The organism is Streptomyces sp. NPDC002092, assembly GCF_053593775.1.
Map to the genome: position 1 here is coordinate 123,003 of NZ_JBSFDG010000018.1, position 17,001 is coordinate 140,003.

At 72.2% G+C, this 17,001-nt stretch carries 19 protein-coding genes and 1 pseudogene; 7 read left to right on the plus strand and 13 right to left on the minus strand.

The window, feature by feature from the left end:
- The first annotated feature begins 110 nt into the window (after nt 1-110).
- Nucleotides 111-1,973, plus strand: a complete 1,863-nt coding sequence (gene otr(A), locus ACWCRD_RS35115; RefSeq protein ID WP_450969766.1) for a tetracycline resistance ribosomal protection protein Otr(A) — start codon at nt 111-113, stop codon at nt 1,971-1,973.
- Nucleotides 1,974-2,051: 78 nt separating this feature from the next.
- Here otr(A) and ACWCRD_RS35120 read toward each other — a convergent pair whose 3' ends face one another.
- From ACWCRD_RS35120 to ACWCRD_RS35135, 4 genes are all read right to left on the minus strand, one after another.
- Entirely contained in the window at nt 2,052-2,273 is a 222-nt protein-coding gene (locus tag ACWCRD_RS35120) for a hypothetical protein (protein ID WP_450969767.1), read from the minus strand.
- A gap of 193 nt (nt 2,274-2,466) precedes the next feature.
- A complete protein-coding gene (locus ACWCRD_RS35125) occupies nt 2,467-3,498 on the minus strand; it encodes an NAD(P)/FAD-dependent oxidoreductase (RefSeq protein ID WP_450969768.1) in 1,032 nt (343 codons plus the stop codon).
- Nucleotides 3,483-4,031: an isoprenylcysteine carboxyl methyltransferase family protein gene (locus tag ACWCRD_RS35130; protein ID WP_232646491.1), complete on the minus strand. Its 549-nt coding sequence runs from the start codon at nt 4,029-4,031 to the stop codon at nt 3,483-3,485. Before ACWCRD_RS35130 ends, ACWCRD_RS35125 begins: the two co-directional genes overlap by 16 nt.
- A gap of 7 nt (nt 4,032-4,038) precedes the next feature.
- Complete coding sequence (locus ACWCRD_RS35135) at nt 4,039-5,115, minus strand: type III polyketide synthase (protein ID WP_450969769.1); 1,077 nt, start codon at nt 5,113-5,115, stop codon at nt 4,039-4,041.
- 109 nt (nt 5,116-5,224) lie between these two features.
- On the opposite strand from ACWCRD_RS35135, the gene ACWCRD_RS35140 reads away from it, so the two are divergent.
- Nucleotides 5,225-6,103 carry a UbiA family prenyltransferase gene (locus ACWCRD_RS35140; protein WP_450969770.1) on the plus strand — a complete coding sequence of 293 codons (879 nt, stop codon included), beginning with the start codon at nt 5,225-5,227 and terminating at the stop codon, nt 6,101-6,103.
- Nucleotides 6,104-6,110: 7 nt separating this feature from the next.
- On the opposite strand, the gene ACWCRD_RS35145 is transcribed toward ACWCRD_RS35140, so the two are convergent.
- Nucleotides 6,111-6,620 (minus strand): hypothetical protein, encoded by a 510-nt coding sequence (locus tag ACWCRD_RS35145; RefSeq protein ID WP_450969771.1) that lies wholly within the window; start codon nt 6,618-6,620, stop codon nt 6,111-6,113.
- 95 nt (nt 6,621-6,715) lie between these two features.
- Nucleotides 6,716-7,387: an anti-sigma factor family protein gene (locus ACWCRD_RS35150; RefSeq protein ID WP_450969772.1), complete on the minus strand. Its 672-nt coding sequence runs from the start codon at nt 7,385-7,387 to the stop codon at nt 6,716-6,718.
- Between the two features lie 311 nt (nt 7,388-7,698).
- Here ACWCRD_RS35150 and ACWCRD_RS35155 point away from each other — a divergent pair, with 311 nt between their 5' ends.
- Together ACWCRD_RS35155 and ACWCRD_RS35160 are read left to right on the plus strand one after the other, a co-directional pair.
- Nucleotides 7,699-7,887, plus strand: a complete 189-nt coding sequence (locus ACWCRD_RS35155; protein ID WP_450969827.1) for a hypothetical protein — start codon at nt 7,699-7,701, stop codon at nt 7,885-7,887.
- Between the two features lie 329 nt (nt 7,888-8,216).
- A pseudogene (locus tag ACWCRD_RS35160) lies at nt 8,217-8,753 on the plus strand (hypothetical protein); the annotation flags it as partial.
- 215 nt (nt 8,754-8,968) lie between these two features.
- Here the strand turns inward: ACWCRD_RS35160 and ACWCRD_RS35165 are convergent.
- Nucleotides 8,969-10,159 carry a cytochrome P450 gene (locus ACWCRD_RS35165; protein WP_450969773.1) on the minus strand — a complete coding sequence of 397 codons (1,191 nt, stop codon included), beginning with the start codon at nt 10,157-10,159 and terminating at the stop codon, nt 8,969-8,971.
- 144 nt (nt 10,160-10,303) lie between these two features.
- Here ACWCRD_RS35165 and ACWCRD_RS35170 point away from each other — a divergent pair, with 144 nt between their 5' ends.
- Nucleotides 10,304-10,966 carry a DUF4230 domain-containing protein gene (locus ACWCRD_RS35170; protein ID WP_450969774.1) on the plus strand — a complete coding sequence of 221 codons (663 nt, stop codon included), beginning with the start codon at nt 10,304-10,306 and terminating at the stop codon, nt 10,964-10,966.
- Here the strand turns inward: ACWCRD_RS35170 and ACWCRD_RS35175 are convergent, their stop codons facing one another.
- Genes ACWCRD_RS35175 through ACWCRD_RS35200 form a run of 6 tightly spaced genes read right to left on the minus strand, consistent with a single transcriptional unit; the run spans nt 10,967 to nt 14,710 of the window.
- The gene (locus ACWCRD_RS35175; RefSeq protein WP_450969775.1) at nt 10,967-12,733 is read right to left on the minus strand and encodes a complex I subunit 5 family protein; all 1,767 of its coding nucleotides are present in this window, start codon (nt 12,731-12,733) and stop codon (nt 10,967-10,969) included.
- Entirely contained in the window at nt 12,733-13,080 is a 348-nt protein-coding gene (locus ACWCRD_RS35180) for a sodium:proton antiporter (protein WP_365834054.1), read from the minus strand. Before ACWCRD_RS35180 ends, ACWCRD_RS35175 begins: the two co-directional genes overlap by 1 nt.
- A gap of 8 nt (nt 13,081-13,088) precedes the next feature.
- Nucleotides 13,089-13,829 (minus strand): MnhB domain-containing protein, encoded by a 741-nt coding sequence (locus tag ACWCRD_RS35185; protein ID WP_450969776.1) that lies wholly within the window; start codon nt 13,827-13,829, stop codon nt 13,089-13,091.
- A complete protein-coding gene (locus ACWCRD_RS35190; protein ID WP_450969777.1) occupies nt 13,826-14,086 on the minus strand; it encodes a Na(+)/H(+) antiporter subunit B in 261 nt (86 codons plus the stop codon). The genes ACWCRD_RS35185 and ACWCRD_RS35190 overlap by 4 nt, the downstream gene beginning before the upstream one ends.
- Nucleotides 14,079-14,531, minus strand: a complete 453-nt coding sequence (locus ACWCRD_RS35195) for a monovalent cation/H+ antiporter complex subunit F (protein WP_450969778.1) — start codon at nt 14,529-14,531, stop codon at nt 14,079-14,081. The genes ACWCRD_RS35190 and ACWCRD_RS35195 overlap by 8 nt, the downstream gene beginning before the upstream one ends.
- Nucleotides 14,528-14,710 carry a hypothetical protein gene (locus ACWCRD_RS35200; protein ID WP_450969779.1) on the minus strand — a complete coding sequence of 61 codons (183 nt, stop codon included), beginning with the start codon at nt 14,708-14,710 and terminating at the stop codon, nt 14,528-14,530. Before ACWCRD_RS35200 ends, ACWCRD_RS35195 begins: the two co-directional genes overlap by 4 nt.
- A gap of 249 nt (nt 14,711-14,959) precedes the next feature.
- Here ACWCRD_RS35200 and ACWCRD_RS35205 point away from each other — a divergent pair, with 249 nt between their 5' ends.
- Together ACWCRD_RS35205 and ACWCRD_RS35210 are read left to right on the plus strand one after the other, a co-directional pair.
- Entirely contained in the window at nt 14,960-15,628 is a 669-nt protein-coding gene (locus tag ACWCRD_RS35205; RefSeq protein ID WP_450969780.1) for a VanZ family protein, read from the plus strand.
- Between the two features lie 139 nt (nt 15,629-15,767).
- Nucleotides 15,768-16,997 carry an RICIN domain-containing protein gene (locus ACWCRD_RS35210; RefSeq protein ID WP_450969781.1) on the plus strand — a complete coding sequence of 410 codons (1,230 nt, stop codon included), beginning with the start codon at nt 15,768-15,770 and terminating at the stop codon, nt 16,995-16,997.
- Nucleotides 16,998-17,001 lie beyond the last annotated feature (4 nt).

Here is a 17,001-nt window from a genome sequence, read left to right on the forward strand (position 1 = left end):
CGCCATGATGTCCCGGTCCGAGTCCCTCACCTCAGGAGATCCCATGCGCCGACTCCTCGGAATCGACCAGCGCCCCCATCGGCCCACGGTTCTCGAGGACTCGACCCCGCATGAACACCCTGAACATCGGCATTCTCGCCCACGTCGACGCCGGTAAGACCAGCCTCACCGAGCGGCTGCTGTTCGATTACGGAGCGATCGACCGGCTCGGCAGCGTCGACGGCGGTGACACCCGTACGGACGACGGCGCGATCGAGCGGCAGCGCGGCATCACCATCCGCTCCGCGGTCGCCGCGTTCACCGTCGGCGGCACCCAGATCAACCTCATCGACACCCCCGGCCACTCCGACTTCATCGCCGAGGTCGAGCGCGCCCTGGAGGTCCTGGACGGGGCGGTGCTGCTGCTGTCCGCCGTGGAGGGCGTGCAGGCGCAGACGAGGGTGCTGATGAGGACGCTGCGGCGGCTGCGGCTGCCCACGCTCGTCTTCGTCAACAAGATCGACCGTGCGGGCGCCCGGTCCACGGGCCTGCTGGCCGACATCCGGCGGCGGCTGACGCCGTACGTCGCACCGCTCTCGGACGTGACGGGCATCGGCACCGCCGACGCCCGCGTGATCGTACGCCCGCCCGGGGATCCGCAGCTGGCCGAGGCGCTCGCCGAGGTCGACCCGGAGGTCCTCTCGGCGGTCGTCGACGGCCCCGCGCCCACGCCCGACGACCTGCGCAAGGTGCTCGCCGCACGGACCGCCGACGGCTCGTTCCACCCCGTCTTCTTCGGCTCGGCCCTCGGCGGGCAGGGTGTCGCCGAGCTCGTCGAGGGCCTGGTCGGGCTGATTCCACCGGCACCGTCGGCCGAGGGCACCGGCCCGCGCGGCACGGTGTTCGCGGTACGTCCCGGCCCGGGCGGCGAACGCACGGCGTATGTGCGGCTCTACGACGGCGAAGTGACACCGCGTCAGCGCCTCACCCTGCTGCGGCGCGAGGCCGACGGCCGCACCACGGAGGTCTCCGGACGGGTCAACCGCCTTGAGGTCATCGGCCGGGACGGGGCGCTCACCGCGGGGAACATCGCGGCGATCGGCGGCCTCGGCGGGGTGCGGGTGGGTGACCGGCTCGGTGAACTCACGGAACGTGCACCGCAGTTCGCGCCCCCGACGCTGGAGACCGTGGTCCGTGCCCGCCGCCCCGGCCAGGCGGCGCACCTGCGCAAGGCCCTCCTCGCCCTCGCCGACCAGGACCCGCTGATCCACGCCGGGCCGGCGCCCGCGGGGGCCACCGCGCTGCTCCTCTACGGCGAGGTCCAGATGGAGGTGATCGCGGCGACGCTCGCCCAGGACTTCGGCGTCGAGGCCGACTTCGAACCGGGCCGGGTGCGGTTCCTCGAGCGGCCGCGGAGGGTGGGCGAAGCCGGCGCGGAGATGCCGTGGCACCTGGGCACGCGGTACTGGGCGACCATCGGGCTGCGCGTGGAGCCCGGACCGCGCGACTCGGGTGCGGTGTTCACGTACGAGACGGAACTCGGCGCACTCCCCCGCGCCTTCCACCAGGCGATCGAGGACACGGTGCACACGAGCATGCTGGCCGGGCTGTCCGGGGCGCCGGTGACGGACTACCGGGTGACGCTGATCCGCTCCGGCTACTGCTCGCCGATCAGCACGGCGGCCGACTTCCGCGGCCTCACCCCGATCGTGCTGCGCCGTGCGCTGGAGGCGTCGGGGACCCGGCTGTACGAGCCGTACCATGCGTTCGAGACGGAGGTCCCGCTCGACGCGCTGGCTCCGGTGACCGCCGAACTCGCTTCGCGCGGGGCGGAGTTCACCGGCACCACGGCCGGCTCGTCGTCCTGGCTGATCACCGGTGAGCTGGCGGCCCGCCGGGTGCGCGAGGTCGAGCTACGGCTGCCGGGGCTCACGCAGGGCGAGGGTGTGTGGTGGTCGCGTCCATCGGGTGACCGAGAGTTGAGGCCGCACTGAGGCGTGTTCGAGCTGTGGGATCGGTACTTGTCGCGGTCCGAACGCTGCGGTGTTTCGGACCGCTCGTCACCCCGCTCGTCAACTGATCCGCCAGGGACGGAGCTTCTCGGGGTATCGCACCGCCCAGATGTGCCTGATCCGATCGCCCACGATCGCGAACGCGAACACGGTCGCGATAGTGCCGTCCTGTACCGCCACCAGGCCGGGAAGGCCGTTGACCGTACACTCCAGGAATGTCGTGCGGTGGCTCGCCACCTGCGCGATCTCGTTGTAGGCATGCGCGATCTGCTCCCCGCCCACGATCGGGTGCAGACGGGTGACGGCCAGCCCGCCGCCGTCGGCGGTCGCTGTGGCGTCGGCCGCGTCAACGAGTGATCGACTGGGTGTGGGTGCCGGACCTGCGGAGACGCCGGCTGGTCGGCCACGTCCGGCAGCGACCCGTGAGCGCCCGCCCCGGCTGGGAGGCGGGCGCGGGCAGCCACCGCAGCAAGGTTCAGGCCAAGCCGTTGACCAGCCCCGCGAACAGGGAGGGCAGGCGTACCGCAGTGGGGACGATCAGGTGGGTGAGCCGCGGGTGGGCACGGAGGCGTACCAGGGTGTCGGTGAGCAGACGGTGGCGGCGGGAGGCCCGGCGCCAGGCCTGTTCGTAGTCCAGGGGTCGGTCACCTCGGATGCAGCGGACGAGCTGGGCGGCACCGGCCACGGCGAGCGAGATGCCTTCGCCGGTGAGCGCGTCGATGTATCCGGCGGCATCGCCCACCAGCAGGACTCGGCCGGCCACCCGGCCGCGGACCCGTTGCCGCAGTGGTCCCGCGCCGCGGACGGCTGAGGAGGCGTGCGCAGGCAGGCGGGCGGCCAGGGACGGAAAGCCGGCGAGTTGCACGTCGAACGGTGCCCGCTCGCAGGTCAGGATGGCCACACCGAGCAACTCGGGCCCCAGCGGGGTGACGTACGCCTCGGCTCGCCCGGACCAGTGGACCTCGACGTGGTCGGTCCAGGGCGCGAGGGCGAAGTGCCTGCGCAGCCCGTAACGGGACGGGCGCGGGTCGGGCAGGTCCAGGCCGAGGTGCCGGCGGACGGGCGAATGCAGGCCGTCGGCGGCAGCGAGGTATCGGGCTGTGAACCCGGCCGCGGTGACGCTGCCGGTGTCCTGACGGACCGTCACCGGATCGACCTTGACCGGATGTACCGGGACGCCCAGCTCCGCCGCCCGACGGGCGAGCGCCGCGTGCAGGTCCGTACGCCGCACCCCCAGGCCGGGGCCGCGGCGGAAGCCCGCCTCGGCGTGTCGCCGGGTGTCGTCAGCGGCGTCGAGGTAGCGGATACCGTGCAGAGGGTGCCCGGGCGGGGCGATGCCCAGTTCGGCGAGGGCCCGCACAGCGCCCGGCATCAGCCCTTCGCCGCAGGCCTTGTCGACCGGCGTCGGCCGGGGCTCGGCCACGGCCACGTCGAGTCCGGCGCGGGCTGCGTGGATCGCGGTGGCGAGACCCGCCGGCCCGCCGCCGACGATCAGCAGGTCGAGCATGGCGGAGTCGCGGGGGCCGGGGGCGGGGCGGACGGGGCCAGTGCCGCGTTCTCGCAGCGGAGCCGGACGGTCAGGAGGGGCAGGTTGAGCAGGGTGAAGCCGGTCGCGGTCAGCCAGGCCCCGTGGACCAGTGGCAGGGCGAGTCCTTCCACGACCACGGCGAGGTAGTTGGGGTGGCGCAGCAGCCGGTAGGGACCGGCGCTGACCAGCGGCAGGCCGGGCACGACGATGACGCGGGTGTTCCAGCGCGGTCCGAGGGTGCTGATGCACCACCAGCGCAGCGCCTGCGCCCCGAGCGTGAGGGCCAGCATCGGCCAGCCGAGCAGCGGCTGGAAGGGGCGCGGGGCGAGCCAGGTCTCGGCGAGGCAGCCGGCCAGCAGTCCGGTGTGCAGGGCGACCATCACCGGATAGTGGCCGTCCCCGTACGCCACGCCGCCGCGCGCGCGGCTCCAGGCGGCGTTGCGGCGCGCGACGACGAGCTCGGCGAGCCGCTCGGCGGCCACCAGCAGGATCAGCACGGTGTAGCCGGTCATCCGTCACCTACCAACGCAGGAGTACGAGTTCGGAACTAAAACCCGGGCCGAGCGCCAGCAGCAGGCCGGGGGTGCCGGCCGGGGGCGGACGCAGGGCCAGGGTGTCGCGCAGGATGTGCAGCACGGAGGCGGAGGAGAGGTTGCCCACCTCGGCGAGGGAGCGCCAGGTCAGTTCCAGCGAGTCGGGTCCGAGGCCGAGTGTCTCCTGGAGCGCCTCCAGCACCTTGGGGCCGCCGGGATGACAGACCCAGCCGGTGATGTCGTCCGGCTTCAGGTCGCGTGCGGCCAGGAAGGACCGCACCTCTTCACCCAGGTGGAGCCGGACCAGTTCGGGCAGTTCGGCGCGGAGTACGATCGTGAATCCCCTGTCGCCGATGTCCCAGCCGAGGGCGTCCTCGGTGCCCGGGTACAGGCGGCTGCGGGTGGCCACCACCTGAGGTCCGGCGTACTCCTGAACGCGGGGATGGCCCCGGCCGACAGCGACCAGCGCGGCGGCACCGTCGCCGAAGAGCGCACCGGCCACCGTGTTCTGCGCGGAGGTGTCATCGCGCTGCAGGGTGAGGGAGCACAGCTCGACCGAGAGCAGCACCGCGACCTGGTCCGGGTGGCCCTCCAGGTAATCGTGCACCCTGGCCAGCCCGGCGGCGCCGGCCGCGCAGCCCAGGCCGAAGACCGGCACGCGCTTTACGTCCGGGCGAAACCCCAGGCGCCCGGCCAGCCGGGCCTCCAGTGACGGGGCCGCGATCCCGGTGACCGAGGTGGCGAAGACGAGGTCCACCTCGTGCGGAACGAGCCCGGCCTGGTCCAGGGCGGCTCGCAGTGCCTCCTCTCCGAGCCGCAGGCCTTCCTCGATGAACAGGTCGTTGGCCTGGCCGAAGCCGTCCAGCAGGGCGTACCGCTCCAGCGGCAGGGCGAGGTGACGGGTGCGGACACAGGCTGTGGCGTGCAGCCGGTCCAGCACACCACGGTCCCGCTTCGGGGCACCGGCTCCGGGAAGGCGCATCAGCGCGAGCGCATCGGTGATCTCGCGCTGGGGGTAGCGATGAGCCGGCAGCACTGCGTGGACGGCGGCGATACGCGTCATTCAGCAAGAATAGGGATGATCGACAAAAATGCTCATAAGCCACACATGCGCGGCATTTCGCGGGTGTGGGAGCTGTGGGAGCAAGCCGACCGCGCCTAGCATTCGGGGCGTGCACAGCGTCGAGACGTCGTCGATCCCGGCCCCCGCTGGGCCTCGCCACCGCGGAACCGCACGCGCGGTCGATCTCCTGAAGGCTGCACACCCCGTGCCCTCGGCGGCCGTCACCGCGGTGGTCACCGCGCTGGCCGCCGCATCCGGGCGCGGCGGCGCCGGTACGGCGCTGATCGCGGCGGCGGTGCTCACCGGCCAGTTGTCAGTGGGCTGGAGCAACGACCTGATCGACGTCGACCGGGACGTGGCCGCCACGCGTGGCGACAAGCCCCTGGCGACCGGAGCGGCCTCGGTGCGGGCGGTGACCATCGCGGCGGGCTGCGCCCTCGTGGCCTGTGTGCCGCTCTCCCTCGCGAACGGGTGGCAGGCGGGCGGCGCCCATCTGATCGGCGTGGCCGCGGCCTGGGGCTACAACCTCGGCGTCAAGAGCACCGCCTGGTCGTGGCTGCCGTATGCGGTCGCCTTCGGACTGCTGCCCGCGTTCGTCACCCTCTCCCTGCCGGGCGGCCCATGGCCGCACTGGTGGGCGCCGGTCGGCGCCGCGCTGCTGGGAGTGGGCGCCCACGCCACGAACGTACTGCCGGACATCGACGACGATCTCGCGGTGAACATCCGCGGCCTGCCCCAACGCTGCGGCCTCCGCGGCGCGCGGACGCTGGCGGCGTCGGCGCTCGCCGCCGGCTCGGCCGTGCTGGTCCTGGGCCCGGCGGGACCCGTCGGCGTCCCCGGACGAGCCGGGCTCGCCGCGACCTGCGCGCTTTCGCTCACCGTCGCCCTGTGGCCGGCCGGGCGGAGCCGGGCCCCCTTCATCGCCTGTCTGGGTCTGGCCGCCTCCGACGTCGCCCTCCTGCTCCTGCGCGGCGCGCGCCTCGCGTGATGGGACATCACCTCGATCGTGCGTCGACGGCCGCCGGGACCGCCCCGCTCTCACGGGAACGCGTGCGCAGACGGCGGGCCAGGAGCAGCCCAGCGGCAGCGGTGAGCGTCGCGGCCGCCTCGGCGACAGCGGAGAGGGTCTTCTCCGGATACCAGACAGGTTCGTACATGTTGGGCAGCGGCCCGACCGTGCCGACGTCGACGTAGTGGTACACCAGCACCGCGGCGAGGCCGGCCGCAGCCACCAGCAGCGCGAAAGCCCACACGAGGGGCCGCCTGCCGAAGAGGACCAGCAACACGGCCGCCAGTGCCGCGGCACCTGCCTCGACACGGAACAGGTCGCCCTGACTGATCGTCCTGGTGACCGGGTCGTAGGTCGCGGCGAGGTCGGCATGCACGTAGGCGTCCACCGCCAGTCCGGCGGCGGTGATCAGGCGAAGCACCGACAGGCAGGCGCTCAGGGCGAGTAGCCGCCGCGTACGGGACGGTTCGCGTGGTCCGGATCCGATGACTTTCATGGGGCGCCTCCTCAGTCCGCCGCCTCCCTCCAAGGAGTACGAGTCAGGACATTTACAAGTTCATCGGTACGGCGAACTCTTCAGCTTGATCTTGCTCACCGAGGCCGGAGCTCGACGAGGAGTCGGCCGGAGCTGGTGACGACGTCCATGCGGGCGATGTCGCGCACGCCGAGCGTGGACGATCCTGGGACACTGACGGAGGTTTCATAGCCGGACGTCCAGGTGGCCGCCGTCTCGGTGTGTCCGTCGCGGGCGTGCACCACCAGTCGACAGACGGCAGGGGGCAGTCCTGACAGGCGAAGCCGGATCGACATACCCGTCACGGCCGGGGTGAGTGCGGCGGATGCGGTCACATGTGTGCTCGGATCAGCGACGGAGACCGTGACCGCCGACGGGACTGCCGCCGGTTGACTGCTCTGCATGCTCAGACAGATGCCGACACCCGTGACGGCGGCCGCGACTGCGAGTGCGCCGGCGATCAGGAGCCGGCGCACCCTTGCAAGCCGTACGAAACGGGACACGGCCTGAGGCGTACCGACCGGCTCGGGCGCCGCAGCCGGGCCATTCGGTGTCGGACCGGCCTGCGCCATCTGCCCCGGCTCCTCGAAGGGCACCTGCTGCAGCAGCCGGACCAGCGGCGCCAGCTCCATCAGCCGGACGTTGCACTCGGCACAGCGGGTCACGTGTCGCTCCACCGTCGAGTACTCCGCCGGCTCGAGCACTCCCAGCAGGTAGGCACCGAGAGCCAGGCTCTCGCGACACGCCATCGCGCCGTCACCCCACCTCCGCCCCCCTTGCCGAACGAACGGGCGCACACATACGGTCCGCTATAACCCGATATACGCGCATCGAGCGCCCCGGGTTCATCCGACGCCCCGGCAACGGAATGCTGCACGTACGGCGCCGGCGGGCAGCAGGTCCCTCATGACCGTGCTGCCACCATCACTGCGGCTGCGACCGCCGTCGCGGCCTCTGCTGACGGGCGCGGGAGCTCCGGCGCCACCGGCACATCGCCCCCGTCCAGCGGCTCGGCGCCCGCCTTGACGGATCCGGCTCGCTGCAGGCACACACCTCGCCCCTGGGCCGGATCCTCGTCGACGGAACCGGCCGGACCCTGTACGTGTTCCAGGCCGACAGCGGCGCCACCTCGCGCTGCTTCGGCAGCTGCGCCAAGCCATGGCCACCCGACACCACCACCGGACGCCCCATTCCTGCCCCCCCCTGGATCTTGACGTTTGCGCAGGTCAGAGGGGTTCATCTCCTGTAGCAAGTGCTGGGGCCTACACGCCGCGCCAGTTCACCGACGCGGCGATGATGCGCGACCGGCTCCAGCTGGCCTCATTGTTCACACCGGACGGAATCCTGCGCATGCCCAACGTTCCTGTCGAGCAGGTCGGCCGCGAGGAGATCCTTGCCGGACGCGAACGGCTGCAGAGCCAGTGGGACTTCTTCGTACGGAACACACACCGGCATGATCGAGCTCGACGGCGACACCGCGACCGGCCGCGCCCACATCCAGGAAATCGCGCACGCTCGACGGACGCCAGGGCCTGAACTACGCCGTCTACCACGACTGATACCGGCGCACCGAGGAGGCTGAAGGTTCGCCGAGCGGGTGTACGAGGTCAGCTACCTGGACACCTCCCCACTGGCGGGCACGGCGCCGCGCACCGGTACGGACCCTGCGGGCGCCGCGGTCACCCCGGCTCAGGCCACGTCCCTCGCCGACCCTGCGTCGCCCGAACGGCTGGAGCGGGCAGCCGCCGCGCTGCGTGCGGGCGGTTTCGCCGCCGAGATCCTCGACGACGCGGCGGCCGCGCGAACCCGCGTCAAGGATCTGGTCCCCGAGGGCGCCCGTGTGCTCACCGGTGCCGGCGAGACCCTCCGGCTGTCCGGGATCGACGAGGACATCAACGCCGGTGGCCGGTACGACGCCATCAGACCGCGGGTCCTTGGCTTCGACCGAGCCGGTGGCGCCGGCGAGATCCGCAGGCTGGTCCCGCCGCTCCCGATTTCGTCGTCAGCAGTGTCGCCGCGGTCACCGAGACCGGCTCGCTCGTTCTTGCTTCGGGCAGCGGCAGCCAGACCCCTGCCAACGCTGGTGGTGCCGGCTACGCGGTCTGGATCGTCGACGCACAGAAGGTGGTGCCCGACCGGAGCACCGCTCTGCGCCGCGTAGAGGAGCACGCCCTGCCGTTGGCAGGACGCCCGCGCCCAGGCGGTGTACGGGATGCCCCGCGCGGTGAACCGCCTGTTGATCCTCAACGCGGAACCCCGCCCGGGGCGCGGCCACTGTGCTGCTTCTCCGCGAGGCCATCGGATTCTGACCCGGCCCCCTCCGGGCCCGTTCACCAGGACACCGGCAGGCGGCTCGGGCTTCGTGTCATCTGGCCCTTTCGCCACTCGATCGTCCCGGGTGTGAACTCGGCGCGGAGGTCGGGGAAGCGGGTCGCGAGGCGGTGCAGGGCGAGGCCGAGTTCCAGGCGGGCCAGCCAGGCTCCGAGGCAGTGGTGGGGGCCCGCGCCGAAGGTGATGCCGGGGGCGGTCAGCGGGGTGAACAGGTCCGGCGGGCCGGGCGGGAACACGTCGGGGTCGCGGCCGGCGGTGTTGGTCTGGACGGCGACCACGCTGCCCGCCGGGATCGTCACGCCGCCGACCTCGGTGTCCTCGACGGCGCGGCGGATCAGGCCGGGCAGCACGCGCCCCTCGCTGAGCGGGACGGCCCGCAGCAGCTGTTCGGCCGCGACGGCCGCCGTCTCCTCGTCCTCGGCGAGCCCGGGCCAGGCCTCCTGCCGGTCGGTGAGGAGGTAGACGACGATGTTGCCGAGGGCAGTCATGGTGGTCTCGTGGCCCGCGACCACCAGTCCGCACACCAGGGTGACCAGTTGCCGTTCGTCGATGTCCAGGCTGTCGCCCGCCGCCACCAGGCCGCTGACCAGGTCGTCGCCGGGGGTCTTGCGCCGCTGGGCGACCAGATCGGCGGCGAAGGCCCCGAAGTCGTGCATGGCGGCGACGACTTGCTCCCGGGTGTGCGCGCCGCCGGAGAGCGCGTGGTCGGCCCAGTGGCGGATGCGCTCGCGGTCCACGTGGTCGAGCCCCATCAGCCGGGAGATGACGGAGACGGGCAGCGGGCGGGTGAAGCCCTCGATGATGTCCGCGGGACGGTCCTGCGCGGCGAAGTCGTCGAGGAGAGCCTCCACCACCGAGGCCACCCAGGGCCGCCAGCGGGCGATCGCGCGGGGCGTGAACGCCCGCTGGACGGTGCCGCGCAGACGTTGGTGGGCCTCGCCGTCCTGGTTGAGGAGCCCGTTCGGGTCGTCCAGCAGGTTCGGGACGACGAGCAGCGGCGGGGCGTCCTCGGCGTGCAGGGAACTCCTGTTGAACCGCGGGTCCATGAGCACCTGACGTACGTCGGCGTAGCGGGTCACCAGCCACACCGGGGTGCCGGTGGCGAGGGTGGCGGGACGGGGCGGTCCGGGTTCGGGGAGGTCGATGCGGTGCATGGGGCAGAGGGGCCGGGACGTGCTGTGTGTACTCATCCGGGTCTCCAGGCGCGCCGGTACGGAGAGTTCTCCACGCTAGTGCGCCGTCCGTGCCTCCGTCAGGGGTGTCATTCGGCCAACGAGGCGGTCTGCCAAGGGTTTTGAGGGGCATTCGGAAGAGTAGGAAGGAGGGCCGTCGCCATGACGACTCCCATCAGGCGCGTGTCCAGGCGCATGCCCGGCTGGGCGAAGGCGGTGAGCGCCGTCGTGCTGGTGCTCGTGGTGTTCTTCGCCGGGATCCGGCTGAGTGTGCTCCCTGGCCTCAAGGACCTGTTCGGCACCGAAACGCACGACCGCTCGGGACCCGCACTGCTCCAGTCCATCCAGGACATGAGCCGTTACGACGCCGCCTCCGGCAACTTCCAGGTCGTCGTCGACCTGGAGAAGGACACCAAATACCTGCCCGACGCGATCCGCGGCTCCCGCACGCTGTACATCGGTGCGGGCACCGTCGACGCGTACGTCGACCTCGGCAAGGTCGGCAAGAACGACGTGACGGTCAACGACGACCGCACGTCCGCCACGCTCCGGCTGCCGCACGCGGCGCTCGGCAAGCCCGCCCTCGACCCGGACCGCTCCTACGCCGTCTCCAAGCAGCGCGGCCTCCTCGACCGGCTCGGCGACCTGTTCTCGGACAATCCCAACAGCGAGCAGGCCGTGCAGAAACTCGCGGTCAAGCACATCGGTGACGCGGCGAAGGACAGCGGCCTGACCCGGCGCGCCGAGACCAACACCACGGACATGCTCGACGGCCTGCTGCGTTCCCTCGGTTTCAAGGAGGTGCATGTCAGCTACGGCAGCTGATCAGCCACCCCCCGACACCCCTGGCAGGGCCAGCGCGCCGAGCAGTGCGGCGCCTACCAGGACCCAGGCCACGTAGTCCCCGACGTGCCCGGACTGCAGGCGCCGCAGCGGCAGGGCCCAGTCCGGGGCGGCGAGCAGCTTGGGGCGGGTGACGGCGACGGCGGCGAGGCCGACGGCGAGCAGGGTCGAGGCCAGGCCCAGAAGCACGCCGGGCAGGGTCCATTGCGGGGCGGAGACCACCACCCCGCCGGACCTCGCCTCGCTCATTCCGTGCGCCACGAGCCCTGCGAAGCCGGGGACCACGCCGACGGCCAGCGCGGCGGCGAGCAGCACGGTCGGGACGACCGTCATCGGGCCCGGGACCCGGCTGACACGGTGGCCGGTCTCGGGCTCCTCGCCGGAACCGGTCGTCTCGTACTCACCGTGGTCGGGCGGCGTGGGCCCGAGACCGAGGAAGACGCGGGCGGCGACCCGCAGCACCGCACCGGCGGTCACCGCGCTCGCGACGACGTACACGACGGTGAGGGGGCCGCCCACGGCCTCCTCCGCCACCGACTTGCCGAGTGCCGTGCCGAACGGGGGCAGCCCGGCGAGACCGAGGGCCCCGGCGGCGTACAGGACGGCGAGCCCGCGCAACCGTCGGGCGCGTCCGTGCAGGGCGTGCTCGTCGACGCTGCCGTACCGGTCGAGGAGGACGCCGGTGCAGGCGAACAGTGCGGCCTTCACACCGGCGTGGCCGAGGACGTACAGCGCGACCCCGTCGTCCGCCTCAGGGGTCAGCACACCGATCCCGATGAGGAACAGGCCGGTGTGGGCCACCGTCGAATAGGCGAGCAGCCGTTTGAGGTGCCGCTGGTACCAGCACATGACGGCGCCGATCACGGCCGTCAGCACGCCGAGCACCACGAGCACCCGCGTCAGTGCCTCGGCGGGCACCCCGCCGGGCCCGGAGAACACGTTCCCGTACACCCGCCAGACGCCGTACGTGCCGAGTTCGACCATCACGCCCGACAGCAGCATGCACACGGGCGTCGGCGCGACGGCGTGGGCGTCGGGCAGCCAGAAGTGGAAGGGCAGGGCGGCCGCCTTGACCAGCAGTCCGGTGAGGACCAGTACGAACCCGGCGAGGACCAGCGCGTCGGGCCCGCCGTGCCGGTCCAGGCCGCGCCCGATCTGGGTCATCGCCAGTTCGCCGGTGCGGGCGTACAGCAGCCCGATGCCCATCAGCATGGCGTACGCGCCGAGCGAGGTGACGACCGCGAAGGTCAGCGCGCCCTGGACGGCCTTGGCCTCCTCGACGCGGGTGCCGGTCAGGGCGTAGGCGACGACACTCATCAGCTCGAACCAGACGAACATGTTGAACAGGTCGCCGGCGATGGCGAAGCCGCACATGCCGCCCTGGAAGAGCAGCATCAGCGCCGGGAAGGAGCCCGCGTGGCCGCGGGGCGGTTCGTCGAAGTAGTGCCAGGAGTACGCCAGTGCGGCCAGCGTCAGCAGTGAGGCGAGCGCGGCCATGCCGAGGCCCGGCCCGTCGCCGGTCAGGACGATGCCGACGCTCTCGCCGTTCACGGGCTGCCAGCCGCCGACCCACTCGGTCATGGGCGGCGAGGAGTTGAGCAGCAGCACGATCGCGAGTCCGGCCGTGCCGGCGGAGACGGCGCACCCGGTGGCCTCGGCGACCACGCGGGGCAGTCGGCGGCCCGCGGCGGCCAGCAGGGCGGCCCCGAGGAGGGGCACGGCGACGACGAGGGGCAGCAGGTCGTTCATCAGCCGCGCAGCTCGGAGAGTTCGTCGGGGTCGACGGTGCCGTGCCGCTTGGCGATCTGCATGACGAGCGCGAGCAGCAGCGCGGTGACGGTGGCGCCGACGACGACGTCGGTGAGGGTGAGCGCCTGCACCACGGGGTCCACCACCGGCCGGGAGCCGGGTTTGATGTCGGAGAACACGGGAGCGGTGGCGCCGTCGCGGTAGCCCACGGACAGCAGCAGCACATAGGTGCCGGCCTGGCACACGGACAGGCAGCCGACGGCGTGGATCAGGTTGCGGCTGGTGGCCAGGCCGTAGCAGCCGGCCAGGAAGACCCAGGCGGCGACCAGGTACGGCAGGACGTCCATCACGGCTCTCATGTGCCGCTCTCCTCCTCGATCTCGACGGCCTGGTCCAGGAAGCCGGCGAGCAGCACGACCACCGCGCCGGCGACCTCCATGCCGATGGCCGCGTTCAGCAGCGGGACGGTGCCGCCGGAGGACAGCGTGTTGAAGGTGCCGTACGGCAGCAGGGTGTTGGCGAGGAAGGCGGTGCCCCCGGTCAGTCCCGCGATGCCCATGACCAGGTAACCGGAGGCGGCGAGCGCGTCGGCGACCTCGTAGGCGCCGATCGGCCTGATGCGTTCCAGGGCCGCGTAGTCGGCGCCCAGGTAGAGCAGGTGCAGGGCGGTCGCGGCGGCCACTCCGCCCTGGAAGCCGCCGCCGGGGCTGAGCTGGCCGTGGGCGATGACGTACAGGCCGCTGAGCAGGGCGACGGGCAGGACGACGAGGGCGTAGCGGCGCACCGGCAGGGCGACTTCGGCGGGCTCGGGGCGGGCCCGGTGTTCGTCGCGGGTCTGGCGCAGCAGCATCACGCAGCCGAGGACGGCGGAGAACAGGATGGTCATCTCGCCGAGGGTGTCGAAGGCGCGCTGGTCGAAGTTGACGGAGGAGATGGTGTTGGCGGTCTGCCGGGCCAGCGAGGCATGGACGGCCCGGTCGCCGTAGGGGTGACGGTCGCCGCCGAAGTGCGGCAGGTCGAGGCAGGCGGCGACCAGCAGGGCGGCCAGGCCCGCGCCGCCCGCGAGCAACACCCACAGCCGGGCGCGCCGGTTCACCGCTCACGCTCCTTGCCCTGCGCGCGCCGCTTGACCTTGCGGACGGTGAGCATCAGCAGCAGCGGTGTCAGCGCGGAGCCGACGGCAAGTTGGGAGAGCCCGACGTCGGGCGCCTGGTCCACGGTGAACAGGGCGGCGAGGACGATGCCCAGGAGGGACAGGACGAGGGCCTGGCGCATGGGGTCGCGGGTGGCCACGGCCGCGGTCGCGCAGCCCGCGACCAGCAGCAGTGTCACGACGATCACCGCGTCAGCCACCGCGGACCCCCCGGAATCCGCCGGCCAGGGCCCGCGAGGCGATGATGTTCCCGCTGATCAGCAAGGCGCCGATGACCAGCAGTTTCACCATGGCCCGGCCGGGGCCGGTGGCGATGCACAGGGCGGTCACGGCGGCCGCGCCGAGACCGGCGACCGCCAGGGTCGGACCCCAGGCGCGTGGCGGGTCCTCGGCGAGTTCCTCGGCGAGCAGGCGGGCGAAGACGAGGGTGCCGACGGGGCCGAGCAGGGCCAGGACGAGGCCGAGGTCGACGTAGGAGGGGCGGTTGTAGGCCTGGGAGAGGAGCAGCAGACTCGGGCAGGCGAGCGCGCTGGACAGGTTCTGGGCCACGACCCGGCGGCGCAGCGGACCGGTGGTCACGCCCCACAGCGCGGTGCCCAGTCCGCCGGCGAGGCCGACGGCGGCGGCGAGCGTCCAGCCGTTCACGTCCCGCTCACCGCCCGTCGTGCGCCTCGGGCCGCGAAGGCGCCCACGCAGGCGCAGCTCGCGCCGACGACGAGTTCCAGGGTGTCGACGGTGCTGATGAGGACCAGCCACAGCAGGCCGAGCGCGATCCACCAGCCCAGCAGCTCGGCCACGGTGAACAGGGCCGCTCGCGGGGTCATGCGCCACCTCCTCGGGCACTGCTCGCACACCGTCACGGGCGGGATGTCCGGTAGGTCCGTCCCGCGGCATCCAAACATCGCGGCGGGCGCCCCCGGCGGCGGCGCGCTGGCTTCCACCGCCGGAGTGCCCCTACGGCAGGAAGGGAAACCGCCGGGCCGCCTGGGCGCAGTCGGCCCGGCGGCGGCATTCTCGGCCCGCAAGCGGGTAACCGCCTTACGACGCAGGGAAGTTGAAGACTGGAGGACCTGATGGCCCGTGCAGCCTTTCGAGCACGTTCAGCATTGCGCCTGCGTACCACCAAGACCGACACGTCCGAGAAGCCGAAGAAGTACGCGAAGTGGAAGAAGCCGGAGAGGGCAAGCAAGCCGGGGAAGGCGAAGACGTCCGCGAAGCCCGCGAGCAAGTCGCAGCCGGCTCCTCGTGAGCGGTATGTGATGCCCTTGCCGATCCGTCTGCTGGCGATGCTGTGCGCCTTCGGGTTCATGGTGGCCTTCGCCGCGGTGCTGGCCCGGCTGACCCTGGAGCCCTCCCCCGCCTCGGCGGCGATGGCCCACACGAACTTGCATCCGGGAACCACTCTGCGGCTCTATCTGGACCAGCCGGCGTTCCGGGACGCCGTGAAGCAGATCGGCGGCAACGTGCTGCTGGGCGTCCCGTTCGGCATCCTGGTGCCGGTCGTCGCGCCGCGGGCGCGCGGGTTGCTGCGGGTGCTGCTGCTGACCGCGGTGGTGATGCTGCTGGTGGAGTTCGCGCAGGGGGCACTGATCGAGGGGCGGGCCTTCGACATCGACGACGTCATCCTCAACACGACCGGTGCGCTGGTGGGTTACCTCCTGCTGGGACGGCGGCTGAGCCGGGCGGTGCACGCGCGGGAGCGGCTGCCGCGGCGGGCGGCGAAGCGGGCAAAGGACGCATAGCCCCACCGCCCGACTCCTGGTCCGTACCAAGGTATTGACGCCCCCTTATCTCACTTCTTAAATCAAGAGGCGACGCCTTCACCCCCCACCGCGGCCGGACGCCTCCCTGCGCCCGGCCGCCGTACGGAAGGAAGTCCCCGTGGCCTCCCCACGCCTGCTGCGCAGATGTCTGTTCGCCGCCCTGTCCGCCGTGCTGGTCGCGTCCGCCGCAACCGGTGCGGCGCAGGCGGATCCGCCCGGGCCGAGCGCCGCCACGGTGGCGTTCTCCGACAATTTCGACGGCCCGGCCGGGGCCGCGGTCGACTCCTCGAAGTGGCAGACCGGGACCGGCGACAACGTCAACAACCACGAGCGGCAGTACTACACCTCGGGCACCGGGAACGCGGCCCTGGACGGCCAGGGCCATCTGGTGATCACCGCGCGGCGCGAGAACCCGGCCAACTACCAGTGCTGGTACGGAACCTGCCAGTACACCTCGGCGCGCCTCAACACCTCGGGGAAGTTCAACTCCCAGTACGGGCATGTCGAGGCGCGGATGAAGATCCCGCGGGGGCAGGGCATGTGGCCCGCGTTCTGGATGCTCGGCACGCCCGTCAACTGGCCGGACTCGGGCGAGATCGACGTCATGGAGAACGTCGGCCACGAACCGTCCACCGTGCACGGCACCATCCACGGCCCCGGCTACTCCGGCTCGGGCGGCATCGGGGCCGCCTACTCGCTGCCGAACGGGCAGGCCTTCGCGGACGCCTTCCACACCTTCGCCGTCGACTGGGCGCCCGACTCGATCACCTGGTCGGTGGACGGCAACGTCTACCAGCGGCGCACACCCGCCGATCTGGGCGGCAGGACCTGGGTGTTCGACAAGCCGTTCTTCCTGATCCTCAACCTGGCGGTGGGCGGCTACTGGCCCGGCGACCCGGACGGCTCAACGGTCTTCCCGCAGCAGTTGGTGGTGGACTCGGTGTCGGTCACGACCGGCGACTCGGTCACCGGGGTGGCGATCAGGGGACTGGCCGGAAAGTGCGTGGACGTCGCCGGGGCGAACTCCGCGGACGGCACCCCCGTACAGCTCTACGACTGCAACGGCACCGCCGCCCAGCAGTGGACGGTGGACTCCGACGGCACCCTGCGCGCGCTCGGCAAGTGCCTGGACGTCACCGGCAACGGCACGGCGGACGGCTCGACCGTCCAGCTGTGGGACTGCACCGGTGGCCCGAACCAGAAGTGGACGGTCACCGGCGCCCACGACATCGTCAATCCGCAGGCGGACAAATGCCTCGACGTGACCGGGAACAACTCGGCCAACGGCACCCGGCTGCAGATCTGGACCTGCTCGGGCGGCGCCAACCAGAAGTGGACGGTCGGCTGAGCCG

Bases quoted from the DNA above. Each gene is read 5' to 3' on its own strand.
- ACWCRD_RS35170 (WP_450969774.1), top strand. From the start codon at position 10,304: ATGACGACTCCCATCAGGCGCGTGTCCAGGCGCATGCCCGGCTGGGCG.
- ACWCRD_RS35175 (WP_450969775.1), bottom strand. From the start codon at position 12,733: ATGAACGACCTGCTGCCCCTCGTCGTCGCCGTGCCCCTCCTCGGGGCC.
- ACWCRD_RS35150 (WP_450969772.1), bottom strand. From the start codon at position 7,387: ATGGCGTGTCGCGAGAGCCTGGCTCTCGGTGCCTACCTGCTGGGAGTG.
- ACWCRD_RS35200 (WP_450969779.1), bottom strand. From the start codon at position 14,710: ATGACCCCGCGAGCGGCCCTGTTCACCGTGGCCGAGCTGCTGGGCTGG.
- ACWCRD_RS35135 (WP_450969769.1), bottom strand. From the start codon at position 5,115: ATGACGCGTATCGCCGCCGTCCACGCAGTGCTGCCGGCTCATCGCTAC.
- ACWCRD_RS35145 (WP_450969771.1), bottom strand. From the start codon at position 6,620: ATGAAAGTCATCGGATCCGGACCACGCGAACCGTCCCGTACGCGGCGG.
- ACWCRD_RS35125 (WP_450969768.1), bottom strand. From the start codon at position 3,498: ATGCTCGACCTGCTGATCGTCGGCGGCGGGCCGGCGGGTCTCGCCACC.
- ACWCRD_RS35205 (WP_450969780.1), top strand. From the start codon at position 14,960: ATGGCCCGTGCAGCCTTTCGAGCACGTTCAGCATTGCGCCTGCGTACC.
- ACWCRD_RS35180 (WP_365834054.1), bottom strand. From the start codon at position 13,080: ATGGACGTCCTGCCGTACCTGGTCGCCGCCTGGGTCTTCCTGGCCGGC.
- ACWCRD_RS35165 (WP_450969773.1), bottom strand. From the start codon at position 10,159: ATGAGTACACACAGCACGTCCCGGCCCCTCTGCCCCATGCACCGCATC.
- ACWCRD_RS35130 (WP_232646491.1), bottom strand. From the start codon at position 4,031: ATGACCGGCTACACCGTGCTGATCCTGCTGGTGGCCGCCGAGCGGCTC.